This window comes from Actinomycetes bacterium (assembly GCA_035506535.1).
GTDB lineage: Bacteria > Actinomycetota > Actinomycetes > DATJPE01 > DATJPE01 > DATJPE01.
In genome coordinates this window covers 1-24,326 of record DATJPE010000008.1, presented here as the reverse complement: position 1 = coordinate 24,326, position 24,326 = coordinate 1, and the positions used below count along the sequence as shown (strand labels likewise).

General features: G+C 70.8%; 22 protein-coding genes and 2 pseudogenes. 9 read left to right on the top strand and 15 right to left on the bottom strand.

Annotation, left to right across the window (positions count from 1 at the left end; all coding sequences use genetic code 11):
* Position 1 precedes the first annotated feature (1 nt).
* Positions 2-2,584: an AAA family ATPase gene (locus VMI11_01465; protein ID HTY71074.1), complete on the top strand. Its 2,583-nt coding sequence runs from the start codon at positions 2-4 to the stop codon at positions 2,582-2,584.
* 105 nt (positions 2,585-2,689) lie between these two features.
* On the top strand, positions 2,690-2,941 hold the full coding sequence (locus tag VMI11_01460; protein HTY71073.1) for a DUF4242 domain-containing protein: 252 nt from the start codon (positions 2,690-2,692) through the stop codon (positions 2,939-2,941).
* Between the two features lie 115 nt (positions 2,942-3,056).
* Here the strand turns inward: VMI11_01460 and VMI11_01455 are convergent, their stop codons facing one another.
* Positions 3,057-4,109 carry a DUF695 domain-containing protein gene (locus tag VMI11_01455; protein ID HTY71072.1) on the bottom strand — a complete coding sequence of 351 codons (1,053 nt, stop codon included), beginning with the start codon at positions 4,107-4,109 and terminating at the stop codon, positions 3,057-3,059.
* A 113-nt stretch (positions 4,110-4,222) separates the two neighbouring features.
* Between VMI11_01455 and VMI11_01450 the strand changes: the two genes are divergently transcribed.
* Positions 4,223-4,606, top strand: coding sequence for a hypothetical protein (locus tag VMI11_01450; GenBank protein ID HTY71071.1), 384 nt, complete (start codon positions 4,223-4,225; stop codon positions 4,604-4,606).
* Between the two features lie 106 nt (positions 4,607-4,712).
* Here VMI11_01450 and VMI11_01445 read toward each other — a convergent pair whose 3' ends face one another.
* The 8 genes from VMI11_01445 to VMI11_01410 all read right to left on the bottom strand — a co-directional run bounded on the left by VMI11_01445 (position 4,713) and on the right by VMI11_01410 (position 9,932).
* Positions 4,713-5,348, bottom strand: a complete 636-nt coding sequence (locus tag VMI11_01445) for a hypothetical protein (GenBank protein HTY71070.1) — start codon at positions 5,346-5,348, stop codon at positions 4,713-4,715.
* A 216-nt stretch (positions 5,349-5,564) separates the two neighbouring features.
* Positions 5,565-5,933, bottom strand: a complete 369-nt coding sequence (locus tag VMI11_01440; protein ID HTY71069.1) for a VOC family protein — start codon at positions 5,931-5,933, stop codon at positions 5,565-5,567.
* A gap of 45 nt (positions 5,934-5,978) precedes the next feature.
* Positions 5,979-6,635: a Crp/Fnr family transcriptional regulator gene (locus tag VMI11_01435; GenBank protein HTY71068.1), complete on the bottom strand. Its 657-nt coding sequence runs from the start codon at positions 6,633-6,635 to the stop codon at positions 5,979-5,981.
* Positions 6,636-6,706: 71 nt separating this feature from the next.
* Positions 6,707-6,862 (bottom strand): hypothetical protein, encoded by a 156-nt coding sequence (locus tag VMI11_01430; GenBank protein HTY71067.1) that lies wholly within the window; start codon positions 6,860-6,862, stop codon positions 6,707-6,709.
* 141 nt (positions 6,863-7,003) lie between these two features.
* Positions 7,004-7,162 carry a hypothetical protein gene (locus VMI11_01425; protein HTY71066.1) on the bottom strand — a complete coding sequence of 53 codons (159 nt, stop codon included), beginning with the start codon at positions 7,160-7,162 and terminating at the stop codon, positions 7,004-7,006.
* A gap of 106 nt (positions 7,163-7,268) precedes the next feature.
* Complete coding sequence (locus VMI11_01420; protein ID HTY71065.1) at positions 7,269-7,481, bottom strand: DUF2180 family protein; 213 nt, start codon at positions 7,479-7,481, stop codon at positions 7,269-7,271.
* The gene (locus tag VMI11_01415; protein ID HTY71064.1) at positions 7,481-9,580 is read right to left on the bottom strand and encodes a cyclic nucleotide-binding domain-containing protein; all 2,100 of its coding nucleotides are present in this window, start codon (positions 9,578-9,580) and stop codon (positions 7,481-7,483) included. Before VMI11_01415 ends, VMI11_01420 begins: the two co-directional genes overlap by 1 nt.
* A 55-nt stretch (positions 9,581-9,635) precedes the next feature.
* Complete coding sequence (locus VMI11_01410; GenBank protein HTY71063.1) at positions 9,636-9,932, bottom strand: hypothetical protein; 297 nt, start codon at positions 9,930-9,932, stop codon at positions 9,636-9,638.
* Positions 9,933-10,017: 85 nt separating this feature from the next.
* Between VMI11_01410 and VMI11_01405 the strand changes: the two are divergent.
* Positions 10,018-10,227 (top strand): annotated as a pseudogene (locus VMI11_01405) (AraC family transcriptional regulator).
* Positions 10,228-10,232: 5 nt separating this feature from the next.
* Positions 10,233-10,643, top strand: a complete 411-nt coding sequence (locus tag VMI11_01400; protein ID HTY71062.1) for a VOC family protein — start codon at positions 10,233-10,235, stop codon at positions 10,641-10,643.
* 20 nt (positions 10,644-10,663) lie between these two features.
* Here VMI11_01400 and VMI11_01395 read toward each other — a convergent pair whose 3' ends face one another.
* Positions 10,664-11,050: a hypothetical protein gene (locus tag VMI11_01395; protein HTY71061.1), complete on the bottom strand. Its 387-nt coding sequence runs from the start codon at positions 11,048-11,050 to the stop codon at positions 10,664-10,666.
* 271 nt (positions 11,051-11,321) lie between these two features.
* Between VMI11_01395 and VMI11_01390 the strand changes: the two genes are divergently transcribed.
* Both VMI11_01390 and VMI11_01385 read left to right on the top strand, forming a co-directional pair.
* On the top strand, positions 11,322-11,699 hold the full coding sequence (locus VMI11_01390; GenBank protein ID HTY71060.1) for a metalloregulator ArsR/SmtB family transcription factor: 378 nt from the start codon (positions 11,322-11,324) through the stop codon (positions 11,697-11,699).
* Positions 11,696-12,853, top strand: a pseudogene (locus tag VMI11_01385) (permease). The gene VMI11_01390 and the pseudogene VMI11_01385 overlap by 4 nt, the downstream one beginning before the upstream one ends.
* Positions 12,854-12,975: 122 nt before the next feature.
* On the opposite strand, the gene VMI11_01380 reads toward VMI11_01385, so the two are convergent.
* Both VMI11_01380 and VMI11_01375 read right to left on the bottom strand, forming a co-directional pair.
* The gene (locus VMI11_01380) at positions 12,976-14,007 is read right to left on the bottom strand and encodes a glycosyl hydrolase (GenBank protein HTY71059.1); all 1,032 of its coding nucleotides are present in this window, start codon (positions 14,005-14,007) and stop codon (positions 12,976-12,978) included.
* 186 nt (positions 14,008-14,193) lie between these two features.
* Complete coding sequence (locus VMI11_01375) at positions 14,194-15,807, bottom strand: hypothetical protein (protein ID HTY71058.1); 1,614 nt, start codon at positions 15,805-15,807, stop codon at positions 14,194-14,196.
* 173 nt (positions 15,808-15,980) lie between these two features.
* On the opposite strand from VMI11_01375, the gene VMI11_01370 reads away from it, so the two are divergent.
* Complete coding sequence (locus VMI11_01370) at positions 15,981-16,397, top strand: (deoxy)nucleoside triphosphate pyrophosphohydrolase (GenBank protein HTY71057.1); 417 nt, start codon at positions 15,981-15,983, stop codon at positions 16,395-16,397.
* Between the two features lie 5 nt (positions 16,398-16,402).
* On the opposite strand, the gene VMI11_01365 is transcribed toward VMI11_01370, so the two are convergent.
* From VMI11_01365 to VMI11_01355, 3 genes are all read right to left on the bottom strand, one after another.
* Complete coding sequence (locus VMI11_01365) at positions 16,403-17,818, bottom strand: DUF2252 domain-containing protein (protein HTY71056.1); 1,416 nt, start codon at positions 17,816-17,818, stop codon at positions 16,403-16,405.
* A 47-nt stretch (positions 17,819-17,865) separates the two neighbouring features.
* Entirely contained in the window at positions 17,866-20,754 is a 2,889-nt protein-coding gene (locus VMI11_01360) for an arylsulfatase (GenBank protein ID HTY71055.1), read from the bottom strand.
* Between the two features lie 223 nt (positions 20,755-20,977).
* Positions 20,978-21,808 carry an LLM class F420-dependent oxidoreductase gene (locus VMI11_01355; protein ID HTY71054.1) on the bottom strand — a complete coding sequence of 277 codons (831 nt, stop codon included), beginning with the start codon at positions 21,806-21,808 and terminating at the stop codon, positions 20,978-20,980.
* A gap of 50 nt (positions 21,809-21,858) precedes the next feature.
* Here VMI11_01355 and VMI11_01350 point away from each other — a divergent pair, with 50 nt between their 5' ends.
* Positions 21,859-24,324 carry an FAD-dependent oxidoreductase gene (locus tag VMI11_01350; GenBank protein ID HTY71053.1) on the top strand — a complete coding sequence of 822 codons (2,466 nt, stop codon included), beginning with the start codon at positions 21,859-21,861 and terminating at the stop codon, positions 24,322-24,324.
* Positions 24,325-24,326 lie beyond the last annotated feature (2 nt).

The following is a 24,326-nucleotide window of genomic DNA, read 5'->3' as shown; positions in this document are numbered from 1 at the left end:
GGTGCAGCTGGTCGAGCGCGAGGAGCCGTTGGCCGCCCTCGACCGCCATCTCGCCGCGGCCGCGGCCGCGGGACGCGTCGTGGTGCTCTCGGGCGACGCCGGTGTCGGCAAGACCGCTCTGGTCACCTCGTGGGTGAGGCAGCGAGGCGGCGTACGGCTCCACTGGGGCACGTGCGACGGCTCGGCGACGCCCTGTCCCCTCGACCCCATGCTCGAGGCGATGCCCTCGCTGCTCGCGATGCCCGACCTCGACGACCGATTCGCCCTGCTGGCCCGCGTCCTCGCCGACCTGCGAGACGGCGAGTCCTCGACACCAGTCCTCGTGCTCGAGGACGCGCACTGGGCGGACGAGGCGACCCTGGACCTGCTCCGCGCCGTCGGGCGCCGCATCGGCACGACCCGCGCACTGGTCGTGCTCACCTACCGGGCCGACGAGGTGACTCCGGGCCACCCGCTGGCACAGCTGCTCGGCGACCTCGCCACCTCCTCGCTGCACCGGGTCGAGGTAGCGCCTCTGTCGCCGGAGGGCGTACGCCGCCTCGCCGGGGACGCATCGGTCGACGCCGCCTTGCTCCACCGGCGTACCGGGGGCAACGCCTTCTTCGTCTCCGAGGTGCTCGCCGCCCGGGGTGAGGAGCTGCCCGCCACCGTGCGAGACGCGGTGCGGGCACGCCTCGCCCGCCTGACCGACGGCACCCGCGCTGCCCTGGACGTGGTGGCCGTGTTCGGGCGACCGGCGGAGCTCGACCTGCTCGAGGCGCTCCTGGGCGAGGGCGTCTCCTGCCTGGACGAGGCGGTCGCCGCCGGGGTGCTCGTCGCCCAGGGCGACGCGCTGCGGTTCCGGCACGAGCTGGCGCGTGAGACGGTCGACGCGGACATCCCGCCGCTGCGGCGCCTCGCCCTGCATCGCCAGCTCGTGTCGGTCATGCGCGGCCCGCTCGCCACGGTGGACCCGGCGCGGGTCGCCCACCACGCCGAGGCCGCCCGGATGGGGCCCCTCGTCGTCGAGACTGCCGCGCTGGCAGCGCGTCGGGCCGCCCAGTTCGGCGGGCACCGAGAGGCCGTCCAGCAGTACCAGCGCGCCCTGCGCTTCGCCACCGGGGACGACCACCGCCTTCCTCTGCTCCGCGGCCTCGGCTACGAGCTCTACCTGGTGGGCCGTACCGATGAGGCGCTCAGCGCCTTCGGGGACGTCCTGGCGATCGCCCGGCAGCGCGAGGACCTCCTCGTCATGGGAACCTGCCACCGGTGGCTGTCGCGGCTGCACTGGTTCGCCGGCCGACGAGCGGCCGCCGAGAGCCACGGCCTGCGCGCGCTCGAGCTGCTGGCGGACGCCGAGCCCGGCCTCGAGCCGGCGATGGCGTTCAGCAACTACGCCCAGCTGCGCATGCTCGCCGACGACCGGGACGGTGCTGTGCAGTGGGGACAGCGGGCGATCGCCATGGGCGAGGCGATCGGCAGCGAGGAGGTGGTCGTCCACGCGCTCAACAACGTGGGGACCGCGCGGCTGCGCGCCGGGGACGGCGAGCTCGGGCGGCAGCAGCTGGAGGAGAGCCTCGAGCGAGCGCTCGCGGCGGACCTGCATGAGCACGCCGCGCGCGCCTACTCCAACCTCGGCTGGCAGGCCGTGGACGACTACGCCCTCGCCGATGCCGAGCGCTGGGTCGGCGCGGGACTGGAGTTCTGCCGCGACCGTGACCTCGACTCGTGGCTGCTCTACCTCACCGGCAACCGGGCCAGGCTGCGGCTGCTGCTGGGCCGGCTGGACGAGGCCGCGGAGGACGCCGCGCGGGTCCTGGCCAGCCCCCACGTCGCCGCGGTCAACCGGATCAGCCCGCTGCTCGTCGCCGGCCTGGTCTGCGCGCGGCGGGGCGCCTCCCTCGCGGGCGAGCTCGACGAGGCGCTCGCCGTCGCCGTGCCCACCGAGGAGCTGCAGCGCGTCGCCCCGGTCGCGGCCGCGCGGGCCGAGGCCGCCTGGCTGTCCGGTGACGTCGCGTCGATGGACGAGTCGCTGGACCAGGCGTACGCGCTCGCCCTGCGGATCGGCTCGCCCTGGTGCCGCGGCGAGCTCGCGGTCTGGCTGCAGCTGGCCGGCCGGCTCACCAGCCCGCCCGGTGAGGTGGCCATGCCGTACGCCCTCCAGCTGTCGGGCGAGCACGCCGCCGCCGCCGACGCGTGGGCTGGCCTCGGCTGCGCCTACCACTCGGCGATGGCCCTGGCCACGAGCTCCTCGCCCGAGGACGTACGCCGTGCCGTCGTCGCGCTCGACACCCTGGGCGCTCCCGCCGCCGCGGCTCGGGCGGCGCAGCACGTCGCGCGCCTGGGTGGGCGGACGGTCCGTGGACCCCGGCCGACGACACGGTCCCACCCTGCGGGCCTGACGGCGCGAGAGGTCGAGGTGCTGGACCAGCTGCTGCTCGGCAGCTCGAACGCGGACATCGCGGCGGCGCTCGGGGTGACCACGCGTACGGCTGAGCATCACGTCGCCGCGGTCTGCGCCAAGCTGGGCGCCCGCACCCGCCGCGAGGCCGCCGAGTCGGCCCGGGCTCGAGGCATGGGTAGCCACCCTCCCCAAGGTGGGTAGTCATCACCGATGCGGGGCGCGTGCCCGCCGCGGTCTCCTGGGCGCAGCCGGCTCCGCCGACGGCGTACCCGCCGCGTCGTCCGGCCCGACAAGGAGGTTCCGGCGATGCCGCTGTACATGGACCGGCACACGATCGCAGGGGGCGTGGCCGTGGCCGACGTCGCCCAGGCGCACAAGGCGGACCTGGAGACGCAGGACCGCTACGGCGTGACCTACAAGGCGTACTGGGTGGATGAGAAGCAGGGCAACATCTTCTGCCTGGTGGAGGCACCGGACGCCGAGACCGCCGAGCGGGTCCACCGCGAGGCGCACGGCCTCGTGGCCGACGAGATCCTCGAGGTCGTCGAAGGCAGCTGACGACCTCGCTCCCTGGACCTCCCCGGCACTCGCGATGCCCCACGCTCGCGGATGCCGGGGAGGTCTCGTCGTGACCGCGGGAACGGGCCGCGTCGCTGGCGGGTAACACCGCGCGTCAGGTGACCAGGTGGGAGACCCTCGTCCACCCGGGATCGCTCGCCGCGTCGACCCCGACGTTGCCGTGCGCCCAACCGGTCACCGCGGCCCGGATCACATCGACGGCGGGCGTCGATCCCTCCACGTAGGCGTGGAGCTGTCCGGACCCCTGCGCCAGCTCATGGGCGACGACATGCCCGGAGTCGCCGAGGCGATCGTCGATGTGGCGCTCGAAGGCGAGGATCTCCTCCAGAGCGTGCGTGTCGGGAAGGCCGTCGGGGCCGGCGACGTAAGGCACGTGAAGGCCGACGTGGGTGTCCAGCCAGGGCGCCGTGACCGGCCGGAGCGGGACCTGGGCGCCCACCAGGAGCGACTGTCCGCCCTCGAGATCGGCCTCCGTGCTCAACCACGGGCGTCGCCCGTCCGGGCTGGGTCGCCACCGCTGCTCGAGGTCGGCCACCATCGCCTGCAAACGAAGCAGCGCGACGGCCGTCGGGTCGACGTCCGCGGACCACTCGACATGCCGGATCCAGGTCTGGACGGCGTCCTCCCCGAGCAGCGCGTCGAGCAGCAGGTACGTGGCCTGCGCCTGGTGCTCCTGCGGCAGCGACGCGAAGGCCGGGTGCTGCACGCTCAGGTCGATACAGGTCTGGCGGCGCACCACGATGGCCGTCGCGTCCGACATCGCCACGCGCTTGCGCTCGATGGTGAGGACGGCCGTCGCCGGCTTCTGCACGGGCGGCCGTGCGTCGGCGTACGACCAGACCTCGTCGGCCCGCGGCGCGGCGAGCAGCCACCGACGAGCCGCGGCGCGCAGCGCGGGGTCACCGCCCGCGGTGACCACGAGCTGGTGGCGGCTGCTGGTCCCCGGCCCCAGCTGCCAGTCAAGGTCAGGGTGGATCTCACGGACGCGGTGGGTCACGTACGCAGACACGCGGCGCGGCCGACCCGACTCGATGACCCTGGCCACCGCGGTCGCCCCCATCGGCTGCCACCAGGCCCAGAACTCCGCGATCGCGGCGGCCTGCGCCCGCGCGTCCGGGATCCGCGGACCCCGCCGGAGCAACCCCATCGCGCCAACCTACTCAGAGCGGCCGCTCGAGCGCGCGGCCGACGGCTCCGATCGTTGCGCCGACAGCGTTCCACCCGCGACCACGACCACCCGAGATCGGGCATCCTGTGGCCGTGACCGATTCCGAGGGAGCCCGGTCAGTCGAGTGGTTCGCCGTCCGCTGCGTCTTCGCGGCTCGCTCCAACAAGCCGTGGGGACCACACGATCTCCCCTCAGGGCAGTCCGACTACGAGGAACGGATCACTCTCTGGCAGGCGCGCAGTCTGGATGAGGCGATCGAGCGAGCTGAAGCGGAAGCGGAGGATTACGCGGCAGTTCTCGAATGCGAATACCTCGGCCTCGCTCAGGCGTACTGGCTCCCCGATCCGCCCGGAGCCGGAGTCGAGGTCTTCTCGCTGATCCGGCGCAGCAGCCTGGGCGCGGACCCCTACCTGGCGTCGTTCTTCGAGACAGGGGCGGAGCGCCAGCAGACCTACGGCAATGGCGGCGCGAGCTGAGCACAGATGTGTCGATCGCGTGCCACTCTGCGTGCACGAGAAGTACGGATCCGGGGAATCGGGTCAGGCTCCTCAGCCCTGAGCGACCGTCCGAGTTCAGCGACACTCAACGGTGTGCCCCCGTGGGGTCGATGGGTTCGGGGGCGTTGCGACGGTAGATGACCACTCCGGCGATGATGAGCCAAACCCCTGCCACGAGGACCGTGGGGGGAGCGATCGGGGGGATCAAGGCCACGACCGCGAGAACGAGGGCTGCCCAGGCCAGCCCGGCGGGCAGTCGCTTGGTCTGGACGATGGCCCATCCCATGCAGCCAAGCAGCAGGGCCGTCCCGGCGGATGCGAAGGGAGTATTCACGTCGGCTCGGAGCAGGCTCAAGGCCTGAGCGGCCGCGGGGTCCAGCTGGCTTGGCGCGTCGGCGAGGGCCAGCGCTGCGCCGGCGCTCAAGCACAGAGAGCCCGCATAGACCGCTGCGCCAGCCAAAGCCGTCGTGGCCATCATGCGCGCCCGCGGGTCCCGGCAAAGGTACTCCCGCAACGCTCCGACGCTCACGACCGCGAACACGGCTGCCACCACGACGACGACTGAGGAAGCCGTCATCGCGCCACGGTGGCTCGTGTAGAACGCGATGACTTTGGCACCTGGAGTCACGCCGCTGTCGGGCGCGTTGCCGTCCAGAACGATCGACCCCACGAGGGCGGCCATGTAGATGGCGGCGCTGACGAGAGCCCACGCTCGATTCACGAGTGTCCGCCCTTCCGTCGGTTCGGCTCAGAGCCCCCTGCCGACGATCTGGCTCAAGGTTAGAGGCGATGAGCGCACCAGGGAGCCGATATGCAAAGCCGTTGGGTCCGATGACATGCACTGGACTCGCGCCACGCTGATGGAATCCATCAGTGTGAACCGGCTCGATGCCCGCGATCGCCCATCGAAGCCAGGGACGTGGGCCGCACCGACGAACTAGGGCGCGTGGCAGACGGCTTCCACGTTGTTGCCGTCGGGGTCGCGGACGAAGGCCCCGTAGTAGTTCTCGTGGTACTCCGGCCACAGCCGGGGCGCGTGCAACACCTCTGCACCCTTGGCCTCGGCTGCGGCGAAGAAGGCGTCGACGGCCGCCCGGTCCGGGGCCACGAACGCGAGGTGGTTCTCCCGGAAGCCCTCACCGGTGACCTGGGGGCCGACCCAGAAGTCCGGCTTGGGCGGGACGCCGTACCCGATGAAGTCGCCGAAGTCCATGACCCGGGACCCGCCGAGGGGCTCGAGCACCGCGTCGTAGAAGGCCGCGCTGGCGGCGACATCGGCACACTGGATGGAGACGTGGTCGATCATCCCCGCATCGTGCCACTCATCGCCCGGGTGGTCGCGTCTCGCGCGTCATCTGCAGGCGGCCATGAGCGCGGCGACGTCGCGAACCTCGACCCGGCCACGCGACAGGGACACCGTGCCCGCGTCCTGCAGCGAGCGCAGGACGCTGTTCACGGTCGGTCGGGTCGTCCCGGCGAGCCCGGCGAGGTCCTCCTGGGTCAGCGGGATCACCACCCGGGTGGCTCCCGGGCCACCATAAACCCGGCACAGCTCGACGAGGCGACGCAGCAGGCGCTTGTCGACGGGGAGGTAGAGCGCCTCGACGAGGTGTGCCGACAGCCGGTTCACCCTGGCCGCGAGGACCGCCACGAGCAGGCGTTCCACCGAGGGCTGCTCCGCGCGGAGCCGGGCGAAGGCCGACCGTTCGAGCGCCAGGGCCACGGTGGTCTCCAGCGCCACCGCGGTCGCGGTACGTCGCGACGAGCGGCGCAGCAGGGCCATCTCGCCGAAGGCGTCGCCCGGCGCCAGCACCGTCAGGGTCGCGACCTCCCCCGTGGCGGTCGCGACCCTGACGGCGACATGCCCCGACTCGATGAGGAGCAGGGACGAGCCCGGCTCCCCCTCGGTGAACACGGTCTCCCCGGCCGCGAAGCTCAACCGCTGCGCCGACGCGAGGACGCGGGAACGGTCGGTCTCCGTGAGCCCCTCGAGCAGTCGCCACTCCACGGGCCAAGGAGAGCACAACAGACGGCTGGACGTGGCCCCTTCGGCTCGGGGCCACGTCCGGCGCGGTCAGGTCAGCGGCGGCGCAGGTTGATGCGCATCGCCCGCCTGCGAAGCGCGAGGCGCCCGCGCGGCGTCTTGCGACTTGTCTCGGGGCTGTCGGCCGAGCTCTCCGTCGCAGGAGCCGGCACGGTGTCGGGGTTGCTCGGGGTGATCTTCTTGTCGGACATCGCCTGCTCCTTCGAGGTCTGGGAACCGCTCGCCCACCACTGTGGGCCATCGTCGCCAGGTACGTCTGTCAGACCGCTGACACTTCCTCGGAACGCATCGGACGTGGTCCCGATGATCGGGACCACGTCCGATGCCTCGTCCTACCGCCGCCTCAGGCTGATGCGCTTGCGCGACGCGATCCTCTTGCGCAGGCTCAGGCGCCGGCGCTGAGTCTTGCGAGTGGTCTCAGGGGTCTCCGCCTCCAGCGAGGGAGACGGCGCCATCTCGGGGTTGCTCGGGGTGATCTTCTTGTCGGACATCGCCTGCTCCTTCGAGGTGTGGAACCGCTGACGCAAGAGTGCTCCCCCGCCGTCACGACGTCTGTTCGCTCGCTGACACTCCTCCGAACGCCCTCGGAGGCGCAGATCAGCCGTCCAGCTCCGGCATCGCGACGGGCGTCGGGCGGGGATGGCACACGCCGCAGTACAGGGCATCCTCGACGACGAGGGCCTGGGTCACCCCGGCGAGCTTCAGGAGCTCGAGGATGTACGGCCGGGACGCCAGGTGGTTCTCGCAGACGCCACGCCCGCAGAAGCGGCAGGAGCCGACCGCCGTACGTCGACAGGTGAAGCAGTCCATCAGTGGTCCCAGACATAGCGCTCGGGCGTGTGGCCGTGCAGCCTTCCGCGACGGAACTCCTCGGCGAGCATGACGTCGAAGTCCTCTCGTTCCAGTCGGAACACCCGCGACGGCGTGACCGCCCGGACCGTTGCCGTACGCATGATGTCGAGCAGCAGGGCCACTTCCCCGAAATGGTCTCCGGCGTGGAGCGTACGCACCTCGTGGCCGTCCTCGTCGACGGCCAGCTGGCCGCGGCTGACGACGTAGAAGGCGTCGCCCTCCTCCCCCTGGCGGACGACCGCCTGACCCGGCGCGACGTCGATCCACCGCCCGCGCTGGACGAGTTCGGTCAGTCGTCCCGGGTCGAGGTGCTCGAAGGCCGGCAGCGCCGCGAGGTCGGCGCACTGCTGCCAGGTCGTGACGTACTCGGGCAACGTCGCCACGTCGGCGAGCAGTCGGTCCACGGCACTCTTGCCGAGCACGTACACCTCGGCGTCCGACGTCGCGCGGACGGTTGCGGTGCGCACCGAGCCCTGCAGCAGCGCCAGCTCTCCGAAGGTGTCGCCGCGGACCAGCGCGCGCAGCGTCCTGACGGGCCCCTCGTCCGGTGCCTCCTCGACGACCTCGAGGGTCCCCGAGCGCACGACGTAGCAGGCGAGGGCGCGCTCGCCCTGACGGAAGACCGGCTGGCCCCGCCCGATCTGCAGGAGCTCGACCCGGCCGGCCAGGTCGTTGAGCACCTCGACCGGCAGGTCGCCGAAGACCGCCGAGTCGTCGATGAGCTCCGCCGCGTCGACCCGCCAGGACGTCTCCCACCGGAAACGGACCGCCCGGTAGCGACGCCGGAGGGCACGCGCCAGGGCGAGCACCGCCAGGCCGAGCGCACGAAGCGCCGGTCCGGCGAGGAGCAGCACGAGGAGGGCGAGGCCGATCCAGCCCGCCGGTCCGGCGTGGATCATCCCGAGCACCGTGTTGCCGAAGATCTTTCGCCAGAAGTAGAGGGCGGACACCAGCGCCCAGATCGTGAAGGCGACGCCGAGCGTCCCGTACGCGGCCAGGCCGAGCTCTCCCCTGCTGAAGCTCTCACGGTGGCGGAGCTTGGACCACAGGTCATAGCGCACGAAGGCCAGCGAGTCCGGCCGCAGGTCGGGCATCCGCAACCAGTCCGACAGCATCCAGTAGCCGTCCAGCTCCAGCAGCGGGATGACGTTGAGGAACAGCACGAAGTAGTTGATGAGCACGAACTGGTAGAGGGTCAGGGCAGCGCCGCCGTCCGGGAAGGACCAGAGGAGGATCGCCGCGATCGACGTCCCCACCAGCTCGAGGCCCGGACCGGCGCCGGCCTGGAGGATGCGTCGCCCTCGGGGGAGCATCAGCGCGTCCGACGACTCGATGAAGAAGGCCGGCGTGCCGAAGTAGATGCGCACGCCAGCGCCCTTGACCCGTCGGCCGAAATGGATCAGCGCCGCCGCGTGGCCGAGCTCGTGGATGAACACGATGACGAGGTCGAGCAGGACGAGGACGGCGAAGGCCAGCCCCAGGTGGCGGTTGGTGAGGTGATAGGTGCCTCGGTCGGCGACGGCGAAGAAGGCGGCGAAGCCGAGGACCGCGATGACGGCGCAGAGCGCGAGACCAACGGGCGCGAAGACGTAGCGGAGCGCGTACCGGTAGAGGAATCGCACCATCGGCTCCGCATGCGACCACTGGACCGTCATGGTGGACATGGCGTTGTTGAGGCGCGAGCGCCACGTGACCGGGGACAGGGCCCGACTCAGCGCCTTGTCGACGTCGATGCCGGCGTCGACCAGGAAGCCGCCGGACTCCAGGCTCGCCACGAGGTCCACGACACGGGTCAGGTCGAGCCCGCCGCCGGACTCGAGCTGCTCGACGACGAGGTCGCCGATGGTGCGGGTCCCGTCCATCGCCCGCATGACGTCGACCTCGGGGACGCTGAGGCGGAAGTGCACGAGGTCGCGCGGGTTGGCGACCATGACGTACGGCTCGCCGCGCGTGTCCTCCACCGCGCCGTACTCGATGTCCGGCGCGACCTTGGGGCGGCGCAGCGACCAGTCCAGGCGGGCGGCGAGCGCCTCCCACACGTCGACCGGCTGGGTCACCGCGAACCCCCCTTCGGGCTGCGGGTCACGCTAGGGCACGAGGCCGCCCCAGCGGTCAGGTTCTCCGCCGACGCCAGGCGATCCAGCCCGCCGCCGCGAGGGCGAGGAACCCGACCGAGTCGGCGAGGGTGATCCCGTGGTGCACGGTCAGCCGGACGACGACCGGGCCCTCCCACAGGGTGTCGATGCCGAACCAGGCCAGCGCCATCACCACGAGTGCGGTCAGCGCGAGCGGGGCACCCCGATAGGCGATGATGCCGACGAGCACGAGGGCGGCAGCGTAGGCGTAGCCCGCGAAGGCGGTCTGGACGTCCCGGAAGGTGGTCATGGCCACCAGCACGCCCGCGCTCATCCGGGCGAGGCTACGTGACCTCGTCTGTGCAGTTCCTGGGAGGCAGGAGCCCGGCTCGGCGAAGGCCCGGTCGTCGGCTCGGCCCATGACGCCGCGGGAGATCGCCAATCTGCGGCACCTGCGGCGCGCGCGTGACCTCATGGACCGGGAGTACGCCCGCCCGCTGGACGTCCCGGCCATGGCGAGGACCGCCCTCATGTCGCCGGCGCACTTCTCGCGACAGTTCAAGGCCGCCTACGGCGAGACGCCGTACTCCTATCTGATCACCCGGCGCATCGAACGCGCGAAGGCGCTGGCGGCATGGACCTTTCGCTCTCGCACTGCTTCGTCACCGTCCAGGACCCCGACGAGTCGCTGGCCTTCTATCGCGGCGTGCTCGGACTCGAGCTGCGCAACGACGTCGCCATGGACGGCTTCCGGTGGCTCACCCTGACGCCGCGGCCGCAGCCGGGCGTCGAGATCGTGCTCGTCGAGCCGCACGCCGGACGCTCCAAGGAGGACGGTGACGCCCTCCAGGCCCTCCTGGTCAAGGGGTCGCTGAACGCGGTCATCTTCAGCTCCCCCGACATCGACGCCACCTTCGAGCGGGTCCGCGCCTCGGGGGCTGAGGTGCTCCAGGAACCGATGGACCAGCCATGGGGGGCACGCGACTGCGCCTTCCGCGACCCCTCCGGCAACATGATCCGGATCTCGCAGGAGCCCAGGGGCTGAGGCCGCCGAGCCGCCGCGGGCTACTTCGAGGTCTCGGATTCCGCCGAGCCCTCGTCGCCCTCACCCTCGTCGTCGGTGAGCTCCGCCTCCACGACGCTGACGTTGCCCTCGCTGTCGAGGACCCCCACCGTCTCGTCGACGGGAACGAGGTTGCCCTCCTCGTCGACCACGGAGAACACCTCGTCGAAGGCCGCGCTGCCGTCGGGGGCCTCGACGGTCACCAAGTCGTCGACCGCGACCGTGTTGCCGTCCTCGTCGAGGATGGCGAGCACGTCCTCGGAGACCACGGTCCCGTCGTCGGCGACGGAGGTGACGTCAGTCTGGACGACCTCGTACTCCTCCTCCGCGGCCTGGGCGTTCTCGGCGCCACCCTCGGTCTCGGGCTGGGCGGGGGTCTGCTCGCTCATCGGTCTCCTCCACGAGACTGCTGGGGCCGGTCGCGGAGACCGTAGCAACTTCCGCGCCGACGGTAGGGACTTTGGACCGTACCGCCGGGGTTCGACCAGCGGCACACTCATGAGTGGACGGCCACGGGAGTGGCGATTGTGATGAGGTTGGGGCTGCACGATCTATCGGTGGCCCCCCGCGTGGCGAACACGCAAGAACCACTTCCGGGCCGTCCTTCTCACGTCCACTCCCGCCTTTGACACATCCGGATGCCCGTGCGAGCGTACGGATGTGCAGACGACCCCACTGCCGTCGCCGGTCGACCCCGCGGCGGTCGCCGAGGCCCGCGCCGCGAGCATCTCCGCGCCCGACGCGCGCCGCCTCGCGGACCTGCTGGGCCTCGTCGCTGACCCGGTGCGCTCGCGGGTGCTCATGGCGCTCGGCAGCGTCGACACCTTGTGCGTGGGTGATCTGGCCCTCGTCCTGGGTGTCTCGGAGGACGCGGTCTCCTATGCGCTTAAGTTGTTGCGCACCGCGGGCCTGGTGAGCTTCGAGCGCGACGGCCGGGTGCTCCGCTACCGGCTCGCGGACGGCTTCCCCCACCAGCTGGTCGAGCACTGCCTGCGGCAACTGCTGACCATCACCGACAGCCGCGCCGGCCCCCGATGAGCCTCTGGAACGCGCTCGTGCACGCGCTGCAGGTCGCGGCGGCGATGACCTGGCAGATCCTCTGGGCCCTGATCCTCGGCTTCGCGCTGTCCGCGGCCGTCCAGGCGGTGGTACGTCGCGACGCGGTCACCCGCCTGCTCGGCAGCGACCGACCGCGCAGCCTGGCCGCGGCGACCGGGCTGGGCGCCGCCTCGTCGTCCTGCTCCTATGCCGCGGTCGCCTTGGCTCGGTCGCTGTTTCGCAAGGGGGCTGACTTCGCGGCCGCGATGGCCTTCGAGATCGCTTCCACCAACCTGGTCATCGAGCTCGGCATCATCATGGTGGTCCTGCTCGGCTGGCAGTTCACCGCCGCCGAGTTCGTCGGCGGGCCCTTGATGATCGTCGTCCTCGCGCTGCTCTTCCGGCTGTTCCTGCGCCAGCGACTCCTGAAGGACGCCCGGGTGCAGGCCGACCGTGGAGTCGCGGGATCGATGGAGGGTCACGCCGCGATGGACATGAGCGTCCGGGGTGAGGGCAGTGTGTGGCAGCGCTTGCGCTCCCCCGCAGGCTTCACCTCGACGTCGCACGTCTTCGTCATGGAGTGGGCCGCGGTGATCCGCGACATCGCTGCCGGGCTGCTCATCGCCGGCGCCGTCGCGGCATGGGTCCCGGAGACGTTCTGGCAGAGCTTCTTCTTCGTCGATCACCCCTTCTGGTCCGCGGTCTGGGGTCCGCTGGTCGGACCGGTCGTGTCGGTCCTGACCTTCGTCTGCTCGATCGGCAACGTCCCGCTCGCGGCCGTGCTCTGGAACGGCGGGATCAGCTTCGGGGGCGTGGTCTCCTTCATCTTCGCCGACCTGATCATCCTGCCGATCCTCGTCATCTATCGGAAGTACTACGGCACGCGGATGATGCTGTTCCTCCTGGCCACCTTCTATGTATCGATGGTCACGGCCGGCTACGCGGTGGAGGGCATCTTCGCCCTGCTGCATCTCACGCCGACCGAGCGCAACGCGACGGTGCTCGAACCGCACATCTCTTGGAACTACACGACGTGGCTCAACATCGCCTTCCTCGCCCTCGCCGCCGTGCTGCTCTGGCGCTTCCTGCGCACCGGCGGGCGCGAGATGCTGTCGATGATGAACGGCGAGCCCGACGTGCATGCTCACCATGACCACTCGATGCACGACCACTCCATGCACGACCCCTCCATGCACGACCCCTCGGTGAACGAGGCGTCCACGCCGGACCAACCCGCCCGGAGAGCGGACGGCAGGTCCAGGACGGGTCGTGAGGGTCAGACCCCGCCGAAGGTCCTGCGATAGGCGGCGGCGGCCTTGGTGAAGGTCGCGTTGGTCTGGGCACCGACCGCGAGCCGGTGGTCGTTGCCCTGGTGCTGCCGGTTGAAGTACACCTCGTAAGCGACGTTGCTGCGCTTCATCCACGCGTAGAAGTGGGTGATGAAGTAGGCGTCGTCGCCGTCACCGTGGCCGCCGAAGCTGCTGGAGCTGGCCAGGCCCCACTCCGAGATGCCGATCCGCTTGTGGTGGGTCTTGGCGAAGCGGGCCAGCCACCCGAGGCCGTACGGTTCACGGACCAGGCTCGCCCAGCGCTTCGCGGGGCTAGCCGACGGCGAGCCGTACCAGACGTCGTAGACGCTCGCGCCGACGTAGGTGACGTAGGCGTTGCCTGGATAGGCCTTGGCCGCCTGGAAGCCGGTGGAGTTCTCGCCGAGGCCGGGCGACCACTCGTAGGTGAAGTGCTGGCCGTGCACCTTGCGGAGGGTGCGGACGATCTGGCGCCAGTACGCCTTCCAGTGCACGGGATCCTTGGTCGCGCTCCACTTGAACCAGGCTCCGTTCATCTCCCAGCCGATCCGAAGCGTGGCGTGGGAGTAGCCGTACCTCACGGCGTTGCGCCCGAAAGCGGCCCAGTAGGAGTTGTACGCGCCCTTGGCACCATCCGCGAGGTCGCCGCCGCTGCCGGGCAGCATCGCGACGGACAGCGTCATCGGCAGGCCGTCCTGGCTGAGGCACCGACCCAGCCCTGCGAACTTGGCGAACTGGGCCCACGTGCCGGTCGAGATGTATCCGGAGGTGCGCTCCACGCGGGCGTGCCGCCATGAGCCGAAGGTCTTGACGGCGGACTTGCCGCACGTGCTCGTGTACACCCCGGACTGCCAGCGCGTCGTGGCGTCCGCTGGCGCGAACAGACCCCCGGAGACGACGACCGCGACCGTGAGCAGAGCCGCGCACACGGCCCACCGGTACCTGACGGTCCGGTGCTGGGTGGTCGCCTTGGGCGTGGCGGATCGCCGAGGAGCGGTCATGTCTGTCCTTCCGTGCCGGCCAGGTGGCCTGCGGTCGGTCGTTCGTCGTGACCCCCGGTGCCCGCCGGCCGACATGCGTCAGGACGTGCCCCTCCAAGCACCGTAACCGAATGCTTCGACTCGGCGCCAACTTGCCTTGAGGGAGCCGCTGTGGGAATGCACCCGTCTGCAGCAACCCTCGAACGGTCAGATCTTGAGCGTCTTCGTGCTCGCTGCCCAGGACTTGTCCGCGGCGACGACGACCTCATAGGTCCCCTTGGCCAGGGAACGCTTGCCGAAGCTGAACCCGCCCTTGGACGTCAGCTTCACCGTCGCGATCTTGGTCTTGTGACCGCCGGACATCCGGTACAGCGTCGCCTTGCCGCCCTGGCGGGCCGCCTTGCCGCTGATCGTGCGGCGGCTCCCCGACTTGGCCACGGAGAGCTTCACCGTCGGGCTGACGGACACCTCCTGGACATTGCTGTACCCGGCCTTGGTGAACAGGTCGCCGAGGTAGTGCCAGCGGAACCAGGTGTTGCGCGTCAACGCCTGGGTTCGTCCGTTGCCGAAGTAACCGGAGGCGCCCGGCCACGCGACGGGGTTGTCGGCGTTGGTGTGCGCGAGAGTGCGGTAGGTCTTCCTACCGTCGGTCGAGTACTGCAACACGCCGTAGTCGACCTCGTCCGCGTCGTTGGCGAAGGTCGTGCCCGGGACCGGGACCCAGTACAGGTTCTGGGAGAGGTAGACGACCTTCTTGCCGGTGGTCGTGCCGTTCGTCGACACGTCGAGGAAGGCGTTGGCGCCGGCCTTGTTCGCCGGCGTACCGAGCGCGGGTGGGACGGCCGCGGTTGCCTGATAGGAGTAGGAGTGCTGGCCGTCCACCCGGTCGCTCAGCGACGACGGAGCCACGGTCGGGTCCGCGGTCGTGCCCCAGTGGGTGACCAGCGAGGAGCCCGTCCCCGTGTCGGTCCACATCCACCAGTCGCTGCCCAGCTTGCCGGCGTTGTAGTAGTTCGCCGGGCCGTCGGCCGTCGTCCCGCTCTTCCCGTCCGCCGAGAGGGCCACGGTGTGCGTGGCGAAGCCTGACTCCGAGGCGCTGGTCTGGTCGGCGTAGAACACCGTGGTGTTGTCCACCCAGGCCAGGTCGGTCGGGTTGGGTACCGGGCCACCGGAGTACTTCTTGTCGACGAACGGCCCCGAGCTGCCGTCGAGCGGGTGGGTCACGATCTCACCGGCGGTCGCAGCCCCGGCGGCGTTCGTCTTGAGGAAGACCGCTGCCCCCTGAGTTCCGTCGGGCGAGACCGCGAAGCCGTAGGTGTCATAACCCTTGGGAGGGCTGAACACGCCGCTCGACTCCTTGGTCGTGGTCCCGTTCGCGTGCTTGAAGACGCAGCCGTCGTACAGCCACCAGACGGTCGAGCCGTCCGCGGACACGGCGGGCGTCCCCTCGTAGCTCGACGACAGCAAGGTGGTGGTGACCGTGCTCACGTCCCGTCGCACGAGAACCAGACCGGTGGAGAAGTCGAAGACGTCGTTCTTCGTCGGCGTGGTGATCGCGGCGCCCAGCACCAGGGTGTTGCCGTCGGCCGAGACGGCCGAGCTCCAGGTGTAGAGGTTCGACGGCGTCAGCCGCGTCACGCCGGAGCCATCGGGAGCGGCCACGGACAGCCGGGCGGTGGCGCCGGTTGCTCCTGCGTCGGTGAAGACGACGACCGGGGTGGGCGTGTCCGCCGACGCGCCGGCCGGCCCTGCGAGCAGCGCCGCGACGACCGCGGCCCCGACCGCCCCGATGCCGGCCAACCGGCGCGTCCTGGCGTGCATGCGACTCCCCCTCGGCGTGTGCGGTCCCCTTGCGTGGCCACGACCGTACGCGCGCGCCCCGCGGCCCGGCATCCCCAATTCGGCCATGATCGACGTGCCCGCGGGACAGCCGAATCTGGCCTGCGAGACAGCGTCGGTCACGACTCGGCCCCCGGGACACCTAGAGTCTGACGGTGGCTGGCGCTGGGACGCTCATCGTGGGAGCGGTCCTCGTCGACTCTCTGTCGGCACCGACGGTGCTCCTCGCGGCGAGGCGGACGGGACCGGAAGGGCTGGCGGGACGCTGGGAGTTCCCGGGCGGCAAGGTCGAGCCGGGCGAGCGCCCCGAGGACGCGCTGCGACGGGAGCTGCGCGAGGAGCTCGGCATCGACGCAGAGCTCGGGGCGGAGCTGCCCGGCGCGGACGACGGCTCCTGGCCGCTTCCCCACGGTTCTCGCATGCGGCTGTGGTTCGCGACCTCCTCTCAGGTTCCGCAGACCACGGGAGCGCACGACGAGCTGCGCTGGCTGGCCAGGGAGGATCTGCTCAGCGTCGACTGGCTGGACGCGGACCTCGAGATCGTCACGTCCTTGGCCACACGTCTCGGCTGAGCCGGTCAGAGCCCCATCTGGCAGCGCAGGCGCCCCGTATCGATCGCGCGGCGGAACTCCTCGTAGTCGCGCTCGTTCTGGTCGGCGTAGTGGGAGGAGAAGCGCACGATCGCGCTGTCGAAGCCATCGCCGTCGCCTAGATACTCGCTGATGGCGATCGCGTCGCCCGATCGCGCGTGGGCGCGGGCCAGCGTCCACCCGCACAGACCCGCGTAGACGCCCATGGCCGTCGGCGTCTGGCTCTCCACGAGCGCCGACGCCTTCATGTCGCGCAGCTGGCGCCAGTAGAAGTGCCGCGTGGTGTCGAGCCCTTTGGTCCAGCCGAGGAAGATGTCGCTCGCCGCCTGCATCAGACGCTGGCCGTTCACGACTCGCTCCCCGTGCTGGCTGTAGCGGCTGCGCGGGAGGTGGTGCTCGTAGACCGAGGCGGTGGCCTCCTTGACCTGCAGGAAGAGAGGGTCGTCCTGGTCACGACCCTGGAGCAAGACGATGAACGCACGAGTACCGACGCTCCCGACACCCACAACCTTGCGCGCCGCGTCCACGAACTCGAAGCGTTCCAGGAGGTGGCGTCGGTCGTCCTGCAGCGTCGCCCGGTAGGAACGGAACTGCTCACGCAGCACCGGCTCCACCTCGTCGGCCGACATGCCGTAGGTCACGGCGAGGTCGCGCAGCGGGACCACGATCGGTGGCTGGCTGACGATCCGGTACCGGCCGTCGACCTGTTCAGCGAGCTTCGAGAGCGCCTGCAGGCTGTCGCGGGAGTGCGCCTTCTCCACGATCCGCTCCCCCCGCTTCAGCAGCTTGGCGTCGGCCTTGGACTTGGGGGAGGTACGGGCGGCGGCGAGGACCTCGTCCTCGGACATCCGTGCGTACCAGACCTCGAGAGTCCGCATGGACGCGAACTGGGCCATCGCCTCCCGGTAAGCCGCGACGGACGCCCGCGTCACCTCTCGGACGTCCGCCTTCACGAACCCGTTGTTTCGTGCGGCGATCGTGAAGCTCGCGGCCATCCGCTTGACGTCGTACTCGAAGGGCCCGGGCAAGGTCTCGTCGAAGTCGTTGAGGTCGAACAGCAGACGACGCTCCGGCGAGGCGAACCCACCGAAGTTGGACAGGTGGGCGTCCCCGCACATCTGAACCGTCAAGCCAGCGGTCGGGGTGTCATGGAGGTCGAACGCCATGATCCTCGCCGCCCCCCGGTAGAAGGTGAAGGGCGAGACGGCCATCCTCCCGTGCCGCACGGGAACCAGGTCGGGCTCTCGGGTGGCGTTCTGCTCCTCGAGGAGCGCAACTGGGTCGGGTCGGTCGGCACTGGGTGCCCACATCCCGTGCGAATCCAGCGCCGCCCGCTCGGCCGCCTGCTTGCCGCGCCTCTTCCGGTCGTCGATCGATGGGTGCTCGACCTTGGTTCCTGCCACGCGGACCACCTCCTGTTCAGCCGCGGGTGCGCGGCCCCGTCACTCGCTCAGCCGGCTGCCCCGTGCGCCACGCCCGCCTGGGCGGTGAGCCCATGGAGGGCCGACTCGTCGTCGTGGGTGTGCGGCGTCAGGTCGAAGACGACGTTCTTGATCGTTCCCGTGAAGGCGTACGGCGCCCGGTCCTCGTAGTCACGGTCCACGACGAGGCCGTTGTCCCGCCCGATGTCCATGCCGGCGTAACTGGAGAAGGCCAGCGGCACCGTGCGCGGGATCACGCCGGCTCCGATCACGACATCGTTGGCGTACAAGGTGACCTTGCCGCCGGTGCCGGGCTTCACGTCGTCGGCCTCGAAGAGCATCTTCACCGTGACGTCGCCGGAGGGCAGCGGCTGGGTGGCGGTCTGCCGATAGGACTCCACGCCGAGGAAGGAGTAGGTGTGGTTGAGCAGCCCCTTCTCGTCCACCCACAGTCCGTATCCGCCGATGAAGTCCGCGTTCGCGACGATGACGCCCTCGGCCCCGTCGTCCGGTACGTGCAGCTGCGCCTCGATGGCGTACGACCGTCCGAGGATGCGCGGCGTCATGCCCCGCTGCAGGTTCTGCACGTCGTTGGCGAAGGACAGGCGAGTGATCGTGGGCAACGGCGGAAGGATCCCGAAGAAGACGGACAGACAGCCCAGCACGGGCAGCACGTTGTTGCGCTCCGCCTCGACCCACCACAGCGCCTTGAGCTCCTGCAGCTTCTCGGGATGGGCGTCCACGAGGTTCTTGGCCTGCGAGAAGTCGTCAGGGAGGTAGTAGAGCTCCCACGGACCCTCATCGGGGTCCCAGCCGCTGCCGGGGCCGAACCTGGAGAGCGTCTCCGGCGAGAGGTCCCAGGGCGCCTTGTCCAGCTTCGTACAGGCCCACCAGCCGTCCTTGTACATGGCGCGAGCTCCGATGATCTCGAAGTACTGCGTCCTGTGGCGCTCGGCCGCCGTCGCATCCGCGAAGGTGTAGGCGAAGCTCGTACCGTCCATCGGCTGCTGCTCGATCCCGTCGACGAGATGGGGTTCCGGGATGCCCACCACCTCGAGCACCGTGGGGCCGATGTCGATGCAGTGCGTGAACTGGCCGCGCATCCTCGAGTCCGGACGGATCCGCTCCGGCCAGGCGACCACCATCGGGTTGCGCGTACCGCCGAGGTGGCTCGCCAGCTGCTTGCCCCACTGGAACGGGGTGTTGCACGCGTGCGCCCAGGCGGCCGCGCAGTGCGGCGCGGTGTGTGAGCCGCCGAGCGCGTCGATGCCGCCGTACTGATCGATGAGCCGCAGCTGGTGTTCGGCGTCGAGCACGACCCCGTTGAGGAACGTCATCTCGTTGAACGAGCCGGTCGTCGTACCCTCGAGGCTCGCCCCGTTGTCGCCCCAGATGTAGAAGATCAGCGTGTTCTCGAGGTCGCCCATCTCCTCGATCACGTCCAGCAGCCGGCCGACGTTCCAGTCGGCGTTCTCCTGGAAGCCGGCGTAGACCTCCATCTGGCGGGCATACAGCTTCTTCTCGGCGTCGTTGAGGCCGTCCCAGGCCGGGAACAGGTCGGGCCGCTCGGTCAGTTCCGTGTCGGCGGGAACGACGCCGAGCGCCTTCTGCCGCTCGAAGATCTCCTCGCGCAGCTTGTCCCAGCCCTCGTCGAACTTGCCGGCGTACTTGTCGGCCCACGACCGCGGCACGTGGTGTGGCGCATGCGCACACCCGGTCGAGTAGTACATCATCCAGGGCTTCGCGGAGTCCTGCGCGCGAATCGCGTGCAGCCACTCGACCGCCTTGTCCGTGAGGTCGTCCGGGAAGTAGTACTCCTCGCCGTTCTTCCCCTCCGGCACGCCCAGCGTGTAGTTGTCCTGGGTGATGATCGGGTCGTACTGACCGGCCGCACCGGACAGGAAGCCCCAGTAGTGGTCGAAGCCCCATCCCAACGGCCAGCGCTCGAACGGGCCCGCTGCTCCCTGGACGTGGTCCGGCGTCAGGTGCCACTTGCCGAAGCCACCGGTGACGTAACCGTTCTCCCGCAGGATCCGCGGCAGCGAGGCGCAGCTCCTCGGCACGGCGCCGGTGTAGCCGGGGAATGGGCCGGGGAACTCCGCGATCGAGCCCATGCCGACCCGGTGGTGGTTGCGTCCGGTCAGCATGGCCGCCCTGGTCGGGGAGCACAGGGCGGTCACGTGGAACCCGGTGTAGGTCAGGCCCATGCGCTGCACCCGGGTCAGGTTCGGGGTCGCGATCGGGCCACCGAAGGTGTCCGGCGAGCCGTAGCCCGCGTCGTCGATGAGGACGACGAGCACGTTAGGCGCACCCTCGGGTGGCGTCGGACCGGCGACGATCGCCCAGTCGGCCACGGACTCGTCCATGGTTCGCCCGGCCACGCCCCCGAAGGCACGGTCGGCGATCGGGAGCACCGTGCGGTCTGGGTTGAACTTGCCCATCGCCTCTGCGAGCGCGGCCTTCAGCTCTGAGATGCCGCCCTCGTCGCTCTCGACGACCGACTTCATCGGCGAGCTCGCGAGGGCCTGTTCCACGGCGAGGCGGTCCTCGGCGTCGAAGGCCCCGATCACGACCGCAGACCCGGTCTGCAGCGCGTCACCCACCTTGGCCTCGATCGCCGCGCGGACCTTGTGCCCGGTGAACTTCCCGACCACGGCACCGGCGGCGGCACCCACCGCGACCGAGGCGAGCAGCGGGGGGGCGAAGAGGCCGACGAGCACACCGACGCCGCCGCCCCACCCTGCGCCCTTGCGGCCCAACCGGTCACCGGTGTCGCGGACGGTGACCTGGCCGGCGTCGTCCTTGCCGACGAGGATCATCCCGTCGGAGCGCAGCTGCTTGTCGTGCACGGCGACGGCGAGTGCGTCGAAGTCGGCCTGGGCGGCGGCGGGGTCGGCGTACCCGGCGACGATGAGCATCTGGGTCACGGGTGGACTCCCCTCCGGGCCGCTGGTCGACGTCGACCATGCCTGGTCCGACCCTATGGCCCGCCGGCCGATCGTGGGTGAGGACCTAAGTCCCCATCAACCACCCCTACGGCGCAGGCGGTGACCCGACGTACGACCGGGTCCTTGGCGGCCCCGACCTCCTCGAGGCGGACGCGGTCATGGGCTGGGACGCCCGCCGGGTCGCGGGGCGCGCTCAGCCCGGCAGCGCCTGTGCCAGCGCGGCCAGCCCGGCGACGTAGCTGTCCTCGGACTCGGCGAGCAGCTGGATCGCCACGTGGTCGGCTCCCGCACCGAGATGCTCGGCGAGGCGGGTCGCGACCTGCTCGGGCCCGCCGTGGGCGACCAGCGCGTCGACCAGACGGTCACTGCCGCCGTCGGCCAGGTCGGCGGCGTCGAACCCGAGCGAGAGCAGGTTCCGCCGGTAGTTGGTCAGCTCGAGGTAGGGCTTCGCCACCGCCGATCGGCCGCGCGCGCGAGCACGTACCGGGTCCGGGTCGATGACCGCGAGGTGCTCGGGCGCCAGCAGCCGCTCGGGACCCAGGAGCGCCCTCGCCCGCCGCGAGTGCTCCGACGGCACGAGGTAGGGGTGCGCGCCCAGGGCACGCTCGCCGGCGAGACCCACCACGCGCGGGCCCAGCGCCCCCAGCACCCGGCGCTGCGGCGGGACGCCCGCCGCGTCGAGGTCGTCGAGGTAGGCGACCAGGGCCGAGTACGGCGACCGGTAGCCCGCGACGGACTCGGGATGCCCGACGCCGACGCCGAGGAGGAACCGTCCGGGATGCGCGGCCTCGAGGCGATGGAACGACGACGCCACGGTCGTGGCGTCGCTGCGCCAGAGGTTGACGACGCCGGTGGCCAGGGTGAGGAACGTCGTGGCGTCGAGCAGCTCCTCGACGATGTCCAGGTCCCCGGTCGGCGAGCCGCCGACCCACAAGGTGGCGTAGCCCAGACGCTCGACCTCGCGCGCGAGGTCCGGGGAGAGCTCCGCGCCTCTTCGCCACACGCCGAAACGACCCAGGTCCATCCCTCTAGCATGCCGAGCGGTCCCAGACGTCTCGACCCCGGAGTGCCCCGATGACCGACACGCCCAGCCTCGACCTGCCGACCCGTGCCCGGGTCGTCGTCGTCGGAGGAGGGGTCATCGGCTGCTCGATCGCCTATCACCTCGCCCGCGAGGGCTGGACCGACGTCGTCCTGCTCGAACGAGACCGGCTGACCTCCGGCACGACCTGGCACGCGGCCGGCCTCATGACCTGCTTCGGGTCGTTCTCCGAGACCTCGATGGCGATGCGGCTCTACACCCGGCGGCTCTACGCCGAGCTCGAGGCGGAGACCGGTCTGTCCACGGGCTTCAAGCCGGTGGGCTTCATCGAGGCGGCCCCCGACGAGGAGCGGCTCGAGGAGTACCGCCGGGTCGCCGCGTTCAACCGGCTCTGCGGCCTCGAGGTCCACGAGATCTCCCCCGACGAGATCAGGGACCGGTTCCCGCTCGCGGAGACGTCCGACCTGCTGGCGGGCTTCTACGTGCCGGGCGACGGCCGGGTCAACCCGGTGGACGTCACCATGTCGCTGGCCAGGGGTGCCCGGCAGCGCGGTGTCCAGGTCGTGGAGGGGGTCGCGGTCGATCGGGTCCTCGTCCGTGACGGCCGGGTCTCGGGGGTGGCGACCCCGCGCGGCGACGTCGAGTGCGAGTACGTCGTCAACGCCGCCGGGATGTGGGCGCGGCAGCTCGGCGAGCGTAACGACGTGACCATCCCGCTCCAGGCGGCGGAGCACTACTACCTCATCACCGACACAGTCCCCGGGATGGACCCCGCGTGGCCGGTGTTCGAGGATCCCTCGTCCTACGGCTACTACCGCGAGGAGGGCGGCGGGCTCATGGTGGGCCTCTTCGAGCCGGTGTGCGCGCCCTGGCGGGTCGACGGGATCCCGGCGGACACCTCCTTCACCGAGCTCGCGCCGGACTGGGACCGGATGGCCCCGTATCTGGAGAAGGCGATGGCGCGGGTCCCGGTCAGCCTCGAGGTCGGCGTACGCACGTTCTTCTGCGGGCCGGAGTCGTTCACCCCGGACCTGCTGCCGGTGGTCGGCGAGGCGCCCGGGATCGAGAACTACTTCGTCGCCGCCGGGCTGAACTCCGTCGGGATCCTCACCGGCGGTGGCCTGGGCCGCATCGTGGCGCACTGGATCGTCTCGGGTCGCCCGGACGTCGACGTCACCGGCTTCTCCATCGACCGGGCGCACCGCTACCAGACGAACCCGCGCTACCGCGCGGAGCGGACCGTGGAGACCCTCGGGCTGGTGTACGCCTCGCATGCGCCCGGACGGGCGATGCGGACCGCACGCGGGGTGAAGCGCTCGCCGCTGCACCACCTGCTCGCCGACCAGGGGGCGTACTTCAAGGACGTGAGTGGCTGGGAGGGCGCGGACTGGTACGCCGGCCCGGGGCAGACCCCCGAGCCGGGCGAGCCCACGTGGGGGCGGCCCGCGTACGTCGAGCAGTGGGCCGCCGAGCACCGCGCGGTGCGTGAGGCGGTGGGCCTCATGGACATGTCGTTCATGTCCAAGTTCCTCGTCCAGGGGCCGCAGGCCGGAGCCCTCCTCGACCACGTCTCCGCGAACGCCGTGGACGGTGAGCCCGGCGTCATCACCTACACCCAGTGGCTGAACGACGAGGGAACGCTCGAAGCGGACCTGACGGTGACCAAGCTGGCCGAGGACCGGTTCCTGGTGGTCGCGTCGGACACGGCGTACGGGCATGTCCAGACGTGGCTCTCACGCCACGGAAGACCTTATACCGCAACGGTTTCCGATGTCACCTCGGCCTTCGCCCAGGTCAACGTCCAGGGGCCGCGGTCGCGCGAGCTCCTCCAGTCGCTGACCAGCGTCGACCTGTCGAACGAGGCGTTCCCCTTCCGGGCGGCCCGCGAGATCGACCTCGGCTTCGCCCGCGCGTTGTGCGTGCGGATCACCTACCTCGGCGAGCTCGGCTACGAGCTGTACGTCCCCTCGGAGATGGCGGTGCACGCCTACGAGCAGCTCGTCGGCTCTGGGACGGCGTACGGCCTCGCCCACACCGGCCTCAAGGCACTGGCGAGCCTGCGGATGGAGAAGGGCTACCGCGACTACGGCCACGACATCGACAACACCGACTCGGTGCTCGAGGCCGGGCTCGGCTTCGCGGTCGCCCTGGACAAGCCGGGGGGCTTCGTCGGGCGCGATGCGGTGCTCGCGCGCAAGGCGGAGGGGCCGCTGCGCCGGCGCCTGCTCCAGGTGCGGCTGTTGGACCCGGAGCCGTTCCTGCACCACGGCGAGGTCGTGCTCCGCGACAGCCAGGCGCTGGGGTACGTCCGAGCGGGCAGCTACGGCCACACCCTCGGCGGGGCGGTCGGGCTGGCCATGGTCGAGGCCGACGTACCAGTCGGCGCCGCGTTCCTCGACTCCGGGACGTGGGAGGTCGAGGTGGCCGGGGAGCGCTACCCTGCAGTCGTCTCGCTCCGTCCGATGTACGACCCGGACAACGCCCGCATCAGGTCCTGATC